A 15070-nucleotide genomic window follows, 5' to 3' on the forward strand; every position below is an offset into this window, starting at 1 on the left:
ACCGGACTTCCACCGGCAAGCGACGACGAGCTTCCGCAACCGATCGTCAATCACTCATTTCGATCAACCACCAATCACTACTGGACACACAGGAGAAACCGACATGTCCGTCGTCCGCTCGCACCGCTACTCCGTCGGCGACGCCGACCTGGAGGAGTTCCTGGCCCGCCGGAGCTCGCTGATCGCTACTGTCCGGAAAGGACACCCCGGGCTCACCCACGCCGTACTGATCCAGCTTGACGACGGCACCTACACCGACACCTGGCACTGGGAGAGCGCCGAGCAGTTGGGCGCGGCGCTCGCCGCCCTGCCCACCTTCACGGAGGCGCCGCTGACCATGGCCCTCACCAAGGACGCCACCGCCCTGAACGGCCAGGTCGTCGACGAGCGCTGAGACCCGGCGTCCGTCCTGCCTGCGGCGGATGAGCCGCGCCGCACCGGCTCATCCCGCCGCGACCCGGGAACTTCACCAGTGAGGAGTCCACCACATGGCAAGGTCGGCCGGCACCTCGTCCGCGACGCCGAACCGCTCCTACCGTGACGTGCTCCGCGACAAGCGCGTGGCCGGGCTGCTGCTCGGCGACCTGCTGGCCAACATCGGCACCGGCATGATCATCGTGGCCATGCCCGTGCAGACCCTGCGCGTCCACGGGCACATACCCCCGGCGATCGCCGTCGGGATGGTGGAGGCGGCGCCGTTCATCCTGTCGACGGTCCGAGCCGATGCCGGAAGCGCGAGAACCGTTCCAGGTGGGCAGTGCCTGAGCCGATGCCGGAAGGCGTGAGAACCGCTCCCAATGAGCCGAGCCCAAGCGATGCCGGAAGCCGCGAAAACCGCTCCCGGAGAGCCCGGGCCCGTCCCGCGGTCCTGGGAGATGCGCGAACCGTTCGGAGTCAGGCCGCAGGGAGGAGAGCGGCGTGGTCCGGCGAAGGACGGGCGTCAGCGGTACTTGTTGAGGGCCGTGGCGACGAGTTTGGCGGCTCGGTCGGCGGTGCCGAAGCCGGGTCGCCGAGCCCTGACGTTGACCGACACCGTGACGTTCGACAGCCGGAAGGAGACCTTCGTCTCGTAGACCCGCGACGGCCAGCCGGGCACCTCCCGGGTATAGCTGAACGCCTCGTCACCGACCTTCGGCCCCGTGCGGACCTTGGTCTTCGCGTTGCGCTTCGGCTCGTCCTTCATGAACTCGACCATCTGGTCATGGGTCATGTTGGCCGCCGAGGAGCTCGGCAGACGGTATGCCGTGACGTTCAGGGAGGTAGTGTCCGCCCCGCTCCAGGAGCAGGCGGAGTCGATCAGGAACTGGCGCTTCATCGGACCGCCGAACAGCGAGCGCGTCTGGGCACTGGTCAGCAGATCGCAGGCCTCGAAGTCGCGGGAGATGACCGGTGTGGTCTCCGGCGACGGGCCGAACCTCACCGACGGGGAGTAGGTATAGCTGACCCGGGGGGCGAGCATGGCGCCGAGTACGCGGATGACGTTCGGGAACAGGTATGGCACGACCACCACCCCCGCTGCCACGATCAGCACCACTGCGAGCAGCGCGCCCACGGCGACCTTGACGCCGCGGCGCCGAGGCGGGCGGCCCGTGCCCGGCATGGTCCGCATTCGTGGCGAGGTCGGAACGTTCGTGCTCTCGCCTCGCGAGATGGCCCTCAGCCAGTCGGCCACCTCGCCCGGGGAGCAGCGGCGTACCGGGTCCTTCTCCAGGATCGCGGCCAGCACGGGCGCCAGCGGGCCGGCCAATCGGAAAGGGGCGGGCTCCTGCATCAGGACGGCGGCCAGGACCGCGGCCTCGTTCGGGCGGGGGAAGGGCGGGCCGCCCTCCACCGCCGTGAAGAGCGTGGCGCCGAGCGACCACAGGTCGGCGAGGGGGCCGTCGGCCTCGCCACGCAGGCGTTCCGGGGCGATGTAGCCGGGCGAGCCGGTCAGCATCCCCGTCTGCGTGAGCCCGGTGTCCCCGGCGATCGTCGCGATGCCGAAGTCGGTGAGCAGGACCTGCCCGTCGTCGGTGAGCAGGACGTTGGCGGGTTTGACGTCCCGATGCAGGATGCCGGACGCGTGCGCGGCCGCGAGGGCGTCGAGCATCCGCAGGCCGATCTCGGCGACGCGGTGCGGCGGCATCGGGCCGTCGTCGCGTACGACCCGGTCGAGGGAGCGGCCACGGACCAGCTCCATGATGATCCACGGCCGACCGTCGTCGACGACCACGTCGTGCACGGTGACGATGGACGGGTGGGAACGCAACGTGGCCGCGGCACGCGCCTCGCGGAGCGTGCGTTCGGCCAGCTCGGCCCGCGACTCCTCGTCGAGGTCGGACGGGAGCCGGACCTCCTTGACGGCCACTTCCTGCCGGAGGAGCTCGTCCGTCGCCCGCCAGACGGTGCCCATGCCGCCCTGGCCGAGCTGCGCAAGCAGCCGATAGCGGCCTGAGAGGAGCGTCACCGTGCCATTACCGACGTCTCGGACTCCGCGACCATTCGTCGCCTCCTGTCGATATATGGCTGAGCACGGGCATATCAGATAGTAAGCGAACGAATCGCGAGCGTCAGGGAATGTCGATCAAAGGTCAAATGAGGCCCTTGAACACCTGGCCCAGGCCGCCCTCGAACTGCTCCTCCTAGCTCCGGTCCCCTGCCCCGGTCTCCCCCACTCTGGTTCTCCCCCGCCTCACTGATTCTCCCCCGCTCCGGTCTCCAGCTCCCGTCTCCAGCTCCGGTCGGCCCAACGGCGGTCCATGGCAGCCAGGGGTGGGGAAGCAGACGGACGGTGGCGGGCACCGTTCGCCCGACAGCGGTCCACAGCAACCAGAGGCGGGGAAGCAGCAGCCGGACACTGGCGGGCATCGTTCACCCGACGGTGGTCCACGGCGGCCGGGCAGGAGTGCGGGGTTGGGGGGAAGCGGTGGGGCATCGGCCAGCGTCGTTCGCCATCGGGTCGAGATCTTGCTCAAGATGCTCGTTGCCACCGCCGACATCGCGGCGTCCGGGGTGCGCGCCGAGTCGGCCTCGACCTGGCGGCCTTTCCGCCGCCTGGCTCGATGAGCGGTTCCCCCGGGCCGATGTCCCTCGCGCTTTGATGGCTCCCCCTGCTGTGCGCACCCCCGTACCCGATTCGACGACGATCTGTGACGGCGGGCAACCTGGCGGTTTACCAGTGGTGGGCGCCGTGGAGCTGGCCGCGGACCGCGCCGTCGGGGAACTCGGCGGTGTGCAGGTTGGCGTACCAGTTCTTCGGGTTCTTCTTGATCCCGTTGAGCACGCTGGTGTCCTTGACGCGGACGGAGCCGGCGCTCGTGTTGCCGCGGGTCGTGCCGTTGGACAGCAGGTCGATGACAACGGGGCCGTTCTTGCCGGCCTTGCCCCGGTGAATGTGGAAAGCGGTGGGCTTGGCGACCTTCTTCCACTGGACGAAGTAGTAGAGGCGGTCCCCCTTGATGCGGAACTTCGCCACCGCCAGGCCGTTCCGGTCGTTGACCTTCTTGCCCGCCTCGCGCACCTCGTTCTTACCGAGGAGGACCGCGGAGAAGTAGTACGTCTTGGCTGCGCTGGTCACCTTGGCGGTGGTGATCGTGGCGGGGGCGGCGGTCACGGGGGTTGCGCTGGCCGGTGCCGAGATGACGGTCAGGGCCGCGGCGGCAGCCAGCGCCGCGCCGGCCGCCACGCGCCGCCACTCGATACGGCCGTTGTTGATCTGCTTGAGGGTGTTCATCGGGACCTGCCTCCGGTTTATCTTTTGGATCTCTTCGGACACGGCAGGACGTTAGTGAAGGTGCATCCGGTTTTCTGTGGACAAATCCGCATAGGTGGCAGAGGTGATCAGCGTCACAGACTCCGATGATGGCCGACCAAGACGCGGCGGTGATGGCGACCCTGAAGCATGGCTTCGGCAGCGGGCGAGCAAGTGCCGGAACGAGGCGGGCGAGCGAATGCGGGGCAGGAGAGGCGAGCGGGCCAGAGGTGGGTGGGCGCTGAGTGGCGTGTTACTCGAGTGGGGCACCGACCGGCGCATTCCCGGATCGGGCGTCAAGCGGCGCACATCAGGCGGGGCACCGAGCGGTGCGTTTCCAGGTGTGGTGCCGAGCGACGCATATCCCAAGAGGGACACTGAGCGTGTGTATCCCAGATCGGGTGCTGAGTGGTGTGGTTGCCTGGGTGGCTCCTGGTGGGTCTGGTTGGCAGTTGGTGCGTGGGTTACTGGGTGACGTCGAGCTCCATGCGCATTCCTGCGGCGTAATGGCCCGGGAAGTTGCACACCAGTTCGTACCGTCCAGGCTTCAGGGTCAGCGTTACCCAGCTGCTGAACCCGGGTGCGATGCCCCCGCCCTTGCCCTCGCCGCAGTTGTGGGACGCCTCGCCGAGGGAGCCTGCCTCGCTCACGCGGTTGTCGGCTTCTACGGGGCGCTTTCCGATGGATTGGCCCGCCGCGAGCGGCAGTACGACTACCTCGTGGGCGATTGTGCCGGTGTTGGATGCGCGGAGTGACACGGTGCCTGGCGTGACCTTGGCCGGTTTCACGGTCAGGCGCATGGGTGCCGCCCCCGTCGTATCGGTCAGGTTCACGTCCACGATCTTGCCCGGCAGTGGCGGAGGGGTGCACTCTCGCGCGAGTCGCGACCCGGCCACCTGTTCTGTGGCCGTCGGCGTGCGAGTCAACGCCGTGAGTGTGCCTGTGCCGATCGACGCCGTTGGCGTGCCAATCAGCGCCGTCAGTGTGCCGGTCAACGCCGTCCGTGCGCCGGTCGGCGCCGTCGGCATGCCGGTTGACATCGTTGGTACGCCGGTCAGCGCTGTTGGTGTGCCGGTGGACGTCGTTGGTGTGCCGGCGAACAGTGTGGCTGTCATCGCGACTGCTGTGGAGCCTGCGAACCAGACGTCGTGAAGCCTCATCGGGCTCACCCCCCGAGTGCGCGTCTGCTCACCCGTCTCCCGCGTTCTGGTCGCGCTCTCGACCGGCGAGCGTCCGTCCCCTCTTCCAGGTTACGGGCACGGCCCGTGGCCCGAGCCTGTCAGGCGCCGCAGCTCACGAATCGGAGGCCCCGGGTGCGGGGGTGTGCGAGTCCGCGGGGGCCGATTCCGTAATCCTCGTGGGTGCCTGTCTCCGGTGAGGACCGGGCCGGCTCGGAAATGGCTGCCTGATGAGACGGTGGGCGGAAAGGGCGGGTTGAACATGTTTCGTCACGAGGGCCTCGGCTGTGCAAAGCGTTTCTTGTTGCTGCTGAAAGTTTCAGCGGGCGCGTGGCTGTCGTCGCAGATGGGCGAGGCGCGCGGAGCGCGGTGTTTGAGGTCCCGCTGTTCGGATGCCTACGGTGCTGGAGTCCGCACACGGTGATCCCGGCAAGGAGTCCGTCATGCGCGCCCGTGTCGTACCTGCCCTGATCCTGGCCCTGATCGCCCTCATCGTCAGCGCTCCCGAGGCACGCGCACAGGTGGTCGGCGGCTTTGACTTCTCCCGGGCGGAGGTCTCCGTCACCGGCCTGCAGGTGCCGTGGGGTCTGGCGTTCCTGCCGGACGGCAGCGCGCTGGTCTCCGAGCGGAACACGGGGCGAATCCTCCAGGTACGGCCCGGCCAGACGCCCACCCAGGTCGCCACCGTCAACGGGGTGAGCGCCTCCGGTGAGAGCGGCCTGCTCGGCATCGCGGTCAGGGACGGCTGGGTGTACGCGTACTTCACCAGCACCGCCGGGGACAACCGGCTGGTCAGGTTCCAGTTGAGCGCCCCTCAGACGCAGACGGTGATCTTCTCCGGCGTTCCCAGCGCCACCATCCACGACGGCGGCCGTCTCGCCTTCGGCCCGGACGGCATGCTCTACCTGGGAACCGGTGACGCCGGCAACACCAGTAACGCCCAGAACCTCAACAGCCCCGCCGGCAAGATCCTGCGCATGACACCCACCGGCGGGGTGCCTTCGGACAATCCGTTCGCGGGATCCCGTGTCTGGAGCTACGGCCACCGCAACGTGCAGGGCCTGGCCTGGGACTCCCAGGGCAGGATGTACGCCAGCGAATTCGGCCAGAACACCTGGGACGAGATCAACCAGATCGTCGCGGGCGGCAACTACGGCTGGCCCACCTGCGAAGGCAACTGCGGCAACACCTCCCTCCGCAACCCCATCGTCACCTGGACGACCGCCGAGGCGTCGCCGAGCGGGCTCGCGTACGCCAACAACACGCTCTTCGCCGCGGCACTGGGCGGCCGGCGCCTCTGGACGGTGCCGCTGACCGCCAGCGGCACGCCCGGCACGCCGCTGGCCGAGCTCCAGTCCACGTACGGGCGCCTCCGCGCGGTCGCGCCCGGACCGGATGGCTGGCTCTGGGTGACGACCAGCAACCGGGACGGCCGCGGCACGCCGGTGGCCCAGGACGATCGCATCATCCGCATCCCACCGGCCACCAGCGGAACCGACACCGCCCCGCCGACCGCCCCCGCCAACCTGGCCGCCTCCGCGACCACCTCCACCGGCACCACGCTGACGTGGGCCGCCTCGACCGACAACGTCGGCGTGACCGGCTACGACGTCCTGCGCGCGCCGGGCTCGTCCGGTGGCTCCTTCACGCAGGTGGGGACCGCGACGGCCACCTCGTTCACCGACACCGGGCTGACCGCCGGCACCGCCTACCGGTACCAGGTCCGCGCCCGCGACGCGGCCGGCAACTTGTCCCCGGTGTCCAACACGGTCGCGGTCACCACCGGCACAGGCGGCACCGCCGGCGGATGCACGGCCACGGCGGCCACCCAGTCCCAGTGGAGCACCGGCTACGTGATCCAGCCGGTCACGGTGACCAACACCGGCACCTCCACCACCACCGGCTGGACGGTGACGTTCACGCTGCCCAGCGGGCACGCCGTCACCGGCTCCTGGAACGCCACGCCGTCCGTGAGCGGCCAGACCGTCACCGTTCGGAACGCCGGGCACAACGGCACGCTCGCGCCCGGCCAGAGCACCACGTTCGGATTCCAGGCCAGCCGCCCCAACGGCAACACCCAGACTCCCTCCGGCTACCAGTGCACCGGTTCCTGACCTGGCGGCCGGCCAGCTTGCTCCACAGGTCGAGAGGGCCGAGAGGGTAGAGCGGGCCTGGTCGTCGGAGCCTCCAGCCGACGGTGGCGTGGCGGTGCTGTGGTGCGGGACGGCTGGCCGTGCGGTGGTGCGTTGGGGTTGACCAAAGATGTGTCGGGGTTGACCAAAGGTGTAAGGCCGTAGATCGATCGATGTACGGCTCATTTCGCCCGGCGGGACGACGGCGGCGGGGCGTCGCGCCACCAGGCTTGATGGTGTGACCAGACGTATCGACGCGCTTGACGTGTTGCGTGGCGTGGCCATCATGGGCACGCTCGGCACGAACATCTGGATCTTCACCGCCGCAGACGGGCCTGCCGAGTTCCTTCAGCTCGGCGGCAGCACCGGTGTGGTGGAGACGTTCCTGAGGTTCATGTCCAACGGCAAATTCCTCGGGCTGCTGACCCTGCTCTTCGGGGTCGGCCTTGAACTGCAGTATCGGAGCGCCGTCCGCCGGGGCCTGAGGTGGCCGGGGAGGTATCTCTGGCGTGCGACGCTGCTGTTCGCCGAGGGGGCGCTGCACTACGTCCTGGTCTTCGAGTTCGACGTGCTGATGGGGTACGCGATCACGTCCATGATCGTGGCGTACCTGGTGGGCAGGAGCCGTCGCGCGGTCACCGCCTGGATGGTCACCGCGGGCGCGCTGCACGTCACCATGGTGGCCCTGGTCACGGCGGCCCTGATGGTGGGCCCGGCCGGCGGTGGCGCCCTGGCCTACCCCCAGGACAGTTGGCTCGACCAGGTCGCCTTCCGCCTGCGGTACATCCCCGTCTTCCGCGCGGAGCTGGTGTTCATCATCCCCATGGGCATCGTCCTGTTCCTTCTCGGGGCCCGCCTGCTGCGCGCGGGCGTCTTCGAGGAGCACGGCGCGGGTCTGCGGAGGAAGCTGATCGTCATCGGCCTCGGGGTTGGTGTGCCGCTGAATCTGGCCACCTCATTCGCGGGTCCCGCCTGGTTCGCCGTCGACCGCTACCTCCTGGCGCCGCTGGTCGCCCTCGGCCTGCTGGGGCTGATCACCTCGATCGTGCTCGGCATGCGGGGCGCGCCGGGCGTGCTCAGGAAGGGGATCACGAACGTCGGGCGGACGGCGCTGTCCTGCTACGTCTTCCAGAACCTGGCGGCCGGCGTCCTCTGCTACGGCTGGGGCCTGGGGCTGGCGGGCCGGCTCGACGGGCTGCGGCCCTGGTGGGTGACGGTGGTGTGGGCCGGGATCTGCGTGCTGTTCGTGGTGCTGTCCTCGCTGTGGCTGCGCCGGTTCAGCCGCGGGCCGCTGGAGCTGGCCTGGCAATGGGCCTATCAGGCGCCGGGCCGGGGAACAGCGCCTGTGACGGCTGAAGGCGAAGAAGCGCGGCTGGTGACCGGGGGGCGATCGGATGGCCGGGGGGCGCTCTGATGGCGGGGTGGGGAGCCCGTACGCTGGTCGCGAGCCCGGCACAGAAAGGCGAGCGGACGATGCGTTACCGGCGAGCGGTGGAGAGGCTGCGCCAGCTCGCCCAGGCGTGCGAGCAGACCCGGCGCGTGCCGGCGGACGAGCCGTTCCTGCGCGCGGCGCACGTCTTCGGCGATCTGCTCGCGGGCGCCGACCCGATCGATCACCTCGAGATCGTTCTGGTGCTGAACCTCCCACCGGACGAGGTCACCTGGGGCTCCCACCCTCCGGGCACCGCGTGGCTGGTCGACTTCCTCCGGCTGGACAAGGGCGGAGTCGCCTACTGGTGGCGTTCGCACCTTGATCCGGTGGAGAACCACCGCATCCACGACCCGGTGCGGTTCTGGTCGCTGGACGGGCCCGATCGCGACGTGCTCGACGCGCTGGCCGAGCGCCGCTTCGACCGGGTGCGCGAGGTGGCGCCCCGGCCTCAGGAGGGTGCCGCCCCGGTCGCCGGGGAGCTGCAGGCGGCGCTGGACCATCTGCGTGCCGTACGCGACTCGTACTGGGACCGGCAGTGGCGCCGGCGGCATCGCGGTCTGGGCCGCTACCCCGAGCACCACCTGTGGGAGGCCGTCGAGGGCTACCTGGACCTCCTCGACGAGCACGGGAAAATCCCGTTGCCGCCGGAATCCGCGGAGGGCTAGGGTCGCGATCACCATCTCGTGACGGAGGAGTTGCTTTATGCGTGTCGATGAGCTGACCGTCCCGACCAATCAGCCATCACACATAAGGACTCACGATCTTGGATCTGTCACGTAGCTTCACCATCCGGGAGAGCAGTCACCGGATCATCAACCCGTTCACCCCTGAGAAGCTGGCCACGCTGGGCGCGGCGATCGGGCTGCGGCCCGGAGCCACCGTGCTCGACCTGTGCTGCGGCAAGGGTGAGATGTTGTGCACCTGGTCCCGCGACCACGGGATCACCGCCACCGGCGTCGACATCAGCACCGTCTTCCTCGCCGCCGCCCGCGAGCGCGCCACCGAGCTCGGCGTCGGCGGGCGGGTGACGTTCACGCACGGGGACGCCGCCACGTACGCGGCCGGCGAGCCGGTCGACGTCGCGGCGTGCGTCGGGGCGACCTGGATCGGCGGCGGTACCGCCGGCACGGTCGCGCTGCTGGAGCGCAGCCTGCGCCCGGGCGGCACGATGCTGATCGGCGAGGTGTTCTGGCGTGCCGAGCCGCCCGGCCAGGAGGCCGTCGAGGCGTGCCACGCGACCTCGCGCGACGACCTCGGGACGCTGCCCGACCTGTTCGAGCTGTTCGACGGGCTCGGGTACGACGTCGTGGAGATGGTGCTCGCCGACGAGGACAGCTGGGACCGGTACGTCGCCGCCCAGTGGCGCAACCTGCGCACCTGGCTGGACGCCAACCCCGACGACGAGCTCGCGCCCGAGCTGCGCGCCGAGCTGTCGCGCGAGCCGCTGCGGTACGTCCGGTTCCAGCGGCAGCTACTCGGCTGGGGCGTGTTCGCCCTCATGAAGCGCTGAGCTCCGCAGGCTCCGGCCCGGCTCGTGGAAGAGGCCGGGCCGGAGCCCACCGGGGGGGTCAGGTTTGGGAGGGGACGCTCGGAGAAGAGTTCCTCTTGACGGGGAGATCACCTCGGGGGGCTGTCGTTGTTTATCTCTTCAGGTGAGCGCGTCTTGTCGGTGGACGGGTGCGCCGTCAGGGCGGTCAACGCCGACCGGGTCGCCGCCGTGGGCGAGCGGATGCCGGCCGCCGACGCCTTCGGACCGATGTCCGATCCCGACCTGGCGCTCGCCCACACCGAGCACACCGAGGTCATCCACCCCGAACGGGACGGAGCCGACTGATGGGCGCCGGGCACGGACACGGGCACGCGGGTGCCCGGCACCGGTGGCGGCTGGCGGCCTCCTTCGCGCTGATCGGCTCGTACTTCGTGGTCGAGCTGGTCTACGGCCTGATCTCCGGCTCGCTGGCGCTGATGTCGGACGCCGGGCACATGGCCGCCGACGTCGTCACCCTGGGCGCCGCGCTGGTGGCCACCCGCATCGCCACCCGGCCCGACGCCACGGGAAGGCGCAGCTACGGCTCCTACCGGGCCGAGGTGTTCGCGTCCCTGCTGGCCGTGATCGTGATGCTCGGCGTCGCCCTGTACGTGGTCGCCGAGGCCGTCGGCCGGATCGGCAGGCCGGCCGAGGTCTCCTTCGGCCCCATGCTCGTCGTCGGCGCCATCGGCCTGGTCGTCAACCTCGTCGCCCTGTTGCTGCTGCGTGCCGGGGCCGCCGAGAGCCTCAACGTCAAGGGCGCCTACCTGGAGGTCGTCGCCGACACGGCCGGGTCCGTCGGCGTCATCGTGGCCGGGTGGCTCATCATGGCCACCGGGCAGACGTTCTGGGACACCGTCGTCGCCCTGGCCATCGGCGTGTTCGTCGCCGTACGCGCGGTCTCGCTCGGCCGCCAGGTCTTCGCCGTGCTCGGCCAGCACGTCCCCGAGGGCATGGACTCTGGGGCGGTCGCGCGGGACCTGGCCGCCATCAACGGCGTACGCGAGGTCCACGACCTGCACCTGTGGACCCTCACCTCCGGCATGAACGTCGCCACCGCCCACCTCGTCACCACCGACCAGAACGACAACCACGCCATCCTGGACCAGGCCCGCGACCTGCTGCTGCGCCGCCACGGCGTGGCCCACGCGACCCTCCAGGTCGAGCCCGCCGACCATACCGGCTGCGACGAGCTCGGCTGGTGATGTCCCGCCCGTCCCTGAGGGGAGCCTTCAGGGACGTCTCAGGGAACTCCCCGACGCCCCGGCAGGGCCCGGTGAACCACACTTGGGCGTTATGGGCATGAAGAGAGCGGGCATGATCGCAGGGCTGGTGGGGGTCGCCGCGGTGTTAGCCGGGTGCGGCCTCGGTGGCCCTCTCGATGAGGACACGAAGTCCTACGACGTCGGCGACAAGGTGGCCGGCATCAGGGTCGTGGCCGACTCCGGCAACGTCGAGGTGGTGGAGTCCGACCGCCAGGGCATCCACGTGACCGAGCATCTCGTCTGGCGCAAGAACAAGCCGGAGACCAGCCATGCGGTCCAGGGCGACACCCTCGCCCTGACCTACAAGTGCCCCCGCACCTGGGGGCTGGGGAGCGCGGGCACGTCCTGCGACGTGGACTACAAGGTAGAGGTCCCCAAGGGGCTCCGCGTCAAGGTCAGCACCGACTCCGGGGACCTGACGCTGACGGACCTGTCCGGCGAGGTGGACGTCCACAGTGACTCCGGGATGATCGAGGCCACCGGCCTGTCCGGAAAGCGGGTCGTCACGGAGACCGACTCGGGGGACACCGAGCTCGCCTTCACCGCGCAGCCGGACAAGGTCGTGGGCACCTCGGACTCGGGCGGGATCACGGTCCGCGTGCCGCAGGGGCCGTACAAGGTGGTCGCCAAGACCGACTCCGGCGACAAGAACATCACGGCGGCCAACGACGCCTCGGCGCCGCGCACGATCGAGGTTTCCAGCGACTCCGGCGACCTGGAGGTCGCCACGCCGTAAGGCCGTGCAGCGGATCGGGGACGGCACGCGTTCCTAAAGCATGAACAGTAAGACAGTCGCGCCCGCGCCGCCAGGGGCCGAGGTGGTGCTGGCGAGCCTGTATCGCGAGCACTGGCTCGCTCTGGTGCGCCTGGCCGTGCTGCTCGTCGGCGACCGGGAGAGTGCCGAGGACGTCGTACAGGACGTCTTCTCCAGGTTGCACGGCAAACACCCCGAGAAGCTCACTCTGGCGTACGTCCGCGTCTGCGTGCTGAACGCCTCCCGCTCGGTCCTGCGCAGACGCGGCGTGGCCGCCCGGGCGCCGCTGGGCGGGTCGAGCGAGCCGGTGGACTCCGCGGAGACGGCCGCGCTGCTGGGAGAGTCGCGCCAGGAGATGCTGGTCGCCCTGGGCCGGCTGCCCAGGCGGCAGCGCGAGGTTCTCGTCCTGCGTTACTACCTCGACCTCTCCGACGCCGAGATCGCGAAGGCGACGCACGTCAGGGAGAGCACCGTGCGGTCCACCGCCTCCAGGGCCCTGGGCCGGCTCCAGCGCGAAATGGGAGGCAAGGCATGAGCGGCATCGAGGAACGCCTCAGGGACGCGCTGGCCGCCAAGGCCGACACCGTGCGCGACGACGGGCGGCCCCGCCACCTGCCCGCGCCGCGCGAGCGGTCGTACGGCGCGAGGTGGTGGGCGCCGCTGGCGGTGGCGACCGCGATCCTGATCGTGGTGGCGACCACCGTCGCGGTCACCCGTACGGTCACGTCACCCGCTCCTGCGGTCCGGCCGACCCCCGGCACCTTGGCGCCCCCCGCCGAGCAGGTGTGGCCGGGCGCGGTACACGAGATCCCGACCAAGGGACCGGGCGGCGGGGGGTTCCTGCCGGACGTGTTCATCAGCGACCGGGTCGTGGTGGGACGGGGCTACCCCAAGAACCGGCCCGGCGAGATCTGGTCGTACAACCTGGACGAACGGACCTTTGCCAGCCTCGCGCGGCTCAAGGAGGGGTCCGCGGGGAACCCGGTGGTCTTCGGTGAGGGTTACCTGGCCTGGCCGGCGCTCAGCGGCCGCACGAATGAGGTCTGGACGGTGCCGGTCGCGGGTGGCGTGCCCCGCCGGATCTTCTCGGGCCGCGCCACGGTCACCAGCGACAACATGACCTTGGGGATCAGCCGCCTGGCCGTCGCGGACGGCATGGTCGTGTGGTCGCCCGACGAGGGCGGCATCTACCGGGCCCCGATGAAGGGCGGGAAGGCCACCCTGATCAGCGGGACGAAGGATTACAGCCTGGTCGAATGGCCCTGGGCCGGGTCGCCGCGGAACGACAACATGGCGGACGACTTCAGCTTCCGTCCCGTGGAGCACCTGCGGAACGTGCTCACCGGCGAGCGCAGGGACGTGGTCCCTCCCTCTGGACGGACATCGTGGGTCGACTGCGGGGTGACGTGGTGCTTCAGCGGTTCCGAGGCGTGGCGGCGCGACGGCACGGGCCTGCGGAAGCTGCCGGGAGAGGCCCATGAGGAGCTCTCCTCGGGCCGCTTCGTCCTGCTCCGCCGGGAGACCGGCGGACAGAGGGAGAGCTCCCTGCTCGACCTCGCCACAGGACGTACCGGCCTGCTGTTCCGGAGCCCGGCGAGCAGGGACGGCAAGCCCCTGCTCGCTACCCTGCAGGACGGCGTGGTCTGGTTCCAGTCGGGACGGGACACCAAGGTGCTCGTCGATCTGGCCGCCATCGGCCGATGAGTTTCGCCGGCGGCGGGAGTCATACCGGTGACGGTGAACGACTGGAGGTTTCCATGACGACCACGCACACCCTCGCCATCCCGGGTGGACGCCTGCGCTACGAGGTCCGCGGCTCCGGCCCCGTGCTGGTGATCACGGGCGCGCCGATGGCCGCGGCGGACTTCGCGCCGCTGGCCGAGGCGATGGCGAGCGACTACACGGTGGTCACCCACGACCCCCGGGGCATCTCGGGGAGCGTGCTCGACGACCCCGCGCAGGACTCCACCCCCGAGCTGCGGGCCGATGACCTGGCGCGCCTCCTGGACGCCCTGGGCGCCGAGAGCGCCGACGTGTTCGGCAGCAGCGGTGGCGCGGTGACCGGGCTGGCGCTGGTGGCCCGGCATCCCGGCCGGGTGCGCACGCTCGTCGCGCACGAGCCGCCCTCGCTGGAGCTGCTCCCCGACGCCGCCGACCAGCGCGCCGCGACCGAGGACATCATCGCGGCCTACCATCGGGACGGCGTCTGGGCGGCTTTCGCCAAGTTCATGGCCACCGCCGGGTTCGACCAGGGCGACGAGGGCGCCCCCGCCGGGCCTCCCGGGGAGCCGACGGAGCAGATGCTGGCCGACAGCGCCCGCTTCTTCGCCCACGAGCTGCGCGGCACCACCCGCTACGTGCCCGACGTCGCCGCGCTGAAGGCCGCCCCGGCCCGGGTCGTGGTGGGCATCGGCGACGAGTCGGGCGGGCTGGTCACGTACCGGACCTCCGTGGCGCTGGCCGAGCTGCTGGGCACGCCCCCGACGGAGTTCCCCGGCGACCATGGCGGCTTCATCGGGAGGACCGAGGAGTTCGCCGTGGCGCTGCGCAAGGTGCTCACCGGCTGAGCTCGGCGGAAGACACCCGCGGGCCCGGCGTGTTGGGGTGGAGGAACCCTACGAGGAGGGCCTATGAGCAAGCGGGCGCTGGTGCTGGGCGGCGGCGGGGTCGCCGGGATCGCGTGGATGACGGGCGTGCTGGCGGCGCTCGCCGACGGCGACGTGGACGTGACAGGGGCCGACCGCGTCGTCGGCACGTCTGCCGGCTCGGCGGTCGCCGCCCAGGTCACCAGCGGCCTGCCGCTCTCCGCGCTGCTCGAACGGCAGGTCGATCCCGCGCTCCAGACGCTCGAACTGCCCAGCGGGGTGCCGATGGAGGAGCTGTGGGCGAAGTTCCAGGAGGTCTACGAGAGCACGCCCGACCCGGTCGAGCAGCGGCGGAGGATCGGCGCGCTGGCGCTGGCCGCCGACACGATCAGCGAGGCCAGGCGGCGCGAGGTCATCGGGGCCCGGCTGCCCGTGCACGAGTGGCCGGAGCGCGACCTGGTGATCG

At 70.5% G+C, this 15070-nt stretch carries 16 protein-coding genes; 13 read left to right on the forward strand and 3 right to left on the reverse strand.

Annotated elements, in window-relative coordinates; translation table 11 throughout:
• The first annotated feature begins 103 nt into the window (after positions 1-103).
• Both ACIBQ1_RS46900 and ACIBQ1_RS46905 read left to right on the forward strand, forming a co-directional pair.
• A complete protein-coding gene (locus tag ACIBQ1_RS46900) occupies positions 104-394 on the forward strand; it encodes a hypothetical protein (protein ID WP_397287832.1) in 291 nt (96 codons plus the stop codon).
• A 94-nt stretch (positions 395-488) separates the two neighbouring features.
• On the forward strand, positions 489-785 hold the full coding sequence (locus tag ACIBQ1_RS46905; protein ID WP_397287834.1) for a hypothetical protein: 297 nt from the start codon (positions 489-491) through the stop codon (positions 783-785).
• Positions 786-940: 155 nt separating this feature from the next.
• Here ACIBQ1_RS46905 and ACIBQ1_RS46910 read toward each other — a convergent pair whose 3' ends face one another.
• The 3 genes from ACIBQ1_RS46910 to ACIBQ1_RS46920 all read right to left on the reverse strand — a co-directional run bounded on the left by ACIBQ1_RS46910 (position 941) and on the right by ACIBQ1_RS46920 (position 4845).
• Positions 941-2446, reverse strand: coding sequence for a serine/threonine-protein kinase (locus tag ACIBQ1_RS46910; protein WP_397287836.1), 1506 nt, complete (start codon positions 2444-2446; stop codon positions 941-943).
• 705 nt (positions 2447-3151) lie between these two features.
• Positions 3152-3712, reverse strand: a complete 561-nt coding sequence (locus tag ACIBQ1_RS46915) for a CHRD domain-containing protein (RefSeq protein ID WP_397287838.1) — start codon at positions 3710-3712, stop codon at positions 3152-3154.
• 482 nt (positions 3713-4194) lie between these two features.
• Positions 4195-4845: a plastocyanin/azurin family copper-binding protein gene (locus tag ACIBQ1_RS46920; protein WP_397287840.1), complete on the reverse strand. Its 651-nt coding sequence runs from the start codon at positions 4843-4845 to the stop codon at positions 4195-4197.
• Positions 4846-5351: 506 nt separating this feature from the next.
• Between ACIBQ1_RS46920 and ACIBQ1_RS46925 the strand changes: the two genes are divergently transcribed.
• The 11 genes from ACIBQ1_RS46925 to ACIBQ1_RS46975 form a co-directional block, all read left to right on the forward strand.
• On the forward strand, positions 5352-7022 hold the full coding sequence (locus ACIBQ1_RS46925; RefSeq protein ID WP_397287842.1) for a PQQ-dependent sugar dehydrogenase: 1671 nt from the start codon (positions 5352-5354) through the stop codon (positions 7020-7022).
• A 256-nt stretch (positions 7023-7278) separates the two neighbouring features.
• A complete protein-coding gene (locus tag ACIBQ1_RS46930) occupies positions 7279-8454 on the forward strand; it encodes a DUF418 domain-containing protein (RefSeq protein WP_397287844.1) in 1176 nt (391 codons plus the stop codon).
• 59 nt (positions 8455-8513) lie between these two features.
• Complete coding sequence (locus ACIBQ1_RS46935) at positions 8514-9137, forward strand: hypothetical protein (protein ID WP_397287846.1); 624 nt, start codon at positions 8514-8516, stop codon at positions 9135-9137.
• 98 nt (positions 9138-9235) lie between these two features.
• A complete protein-coding gene (locus tag ACIBQ1_RS46940) occupies positions 9236-9982 on the forward strand; it encodes an SAM-dependent methyltransferase (protein ID WP_397287848.1) in 747 nt (248 codons plus the stop codon).
• Between the two features lie 153 nt (positions 9983-10135).
• A complete protein-coding gene (locus ACIBQ1_RS46945) occupies positions 10136-10306 on the forward strand; it encodes a hypothetical protein (protein WP_397288129.1) in 171 nt (56 codons plus the stop codon).
• Entirely contained in the window at positions 10306-11205 is a 900-nt protein-coding gene (locus tag ACIBQ1_RS46950; RefSeq protein ID WP_397287850.1) for a cation diffusion facilitator family transporter, read from the forward strand. The genes ACIBQ1_RS46945 and ACIBQ1_RS46950 overlap by 1 nt, the downstream gene beginning before the upstream one ends.
• Positions 11206-11296: 91 nt before the next feature.
• A complete protein-coding gene (locus ACIBQ1_RS46955) occupies positions 11297-12001 on the forward strand; it encodes a DUF4097 family beta strand repeat-containing protein (RefSeq protein ID WP_397287852.1) in 705 nt (234 codons plus the stop codon).
• A gap of 40 nt (positions 12002-12041) precedes the next feature.
• Positions 12042-12554, forward strand: a complete 513-nt coding sequence (locus ACIBQ1_RS46960) for an RNA polymerase sigma factor (protein ID WP_397287854.1) — start codon at positions 12042-12044, stop codon at positions 12552-12554.
• The gene (locus ACIBQ1_RS46965; RefSeq protein ID WP_397287856.1) at positions 12551-13723 is read left to right on the forward strand and encodes a hypothetical protein; all 1173 of its coding nucleotides are present in this window, start codon (positions 12551-12553) and stop codon (positions 13721-13723) included. Before ACIBQ1_RS46960 ends, ACIBQ1_RS46965 begins: the two co-directional genes overlap by 4 nt.
• Before the next feature lie 53 nt (positions 13724-13776).
• Positions 13777-14586, forward strand: coding sequence for an alpha/beta fold hydrolase (locus tag ACIBQ1_RS46970; protein ID WP_397287858.1), 810 nt, complete (start codon positions 13777-13779; stop codon positions 14584-14586).
• Positions 14587-14649: 63 nt separating this feature from the next.
• The coding region (locus ACIBQ1_RS46975) for a patatin-like phospholipase family protein (protein WP_397287860.1) at positions 14650-15070 on the forward strand (421 nt) is incomplete at its 3' end.

The organism is Nonomuraea sp. NPDC050153, from assembly GCF_044460125.1.
GTDB lineage: Bacteria > Actinomycetota > Actinomycetes > Streptosporangiales > Streptosporangiaceae > Nonomuraea.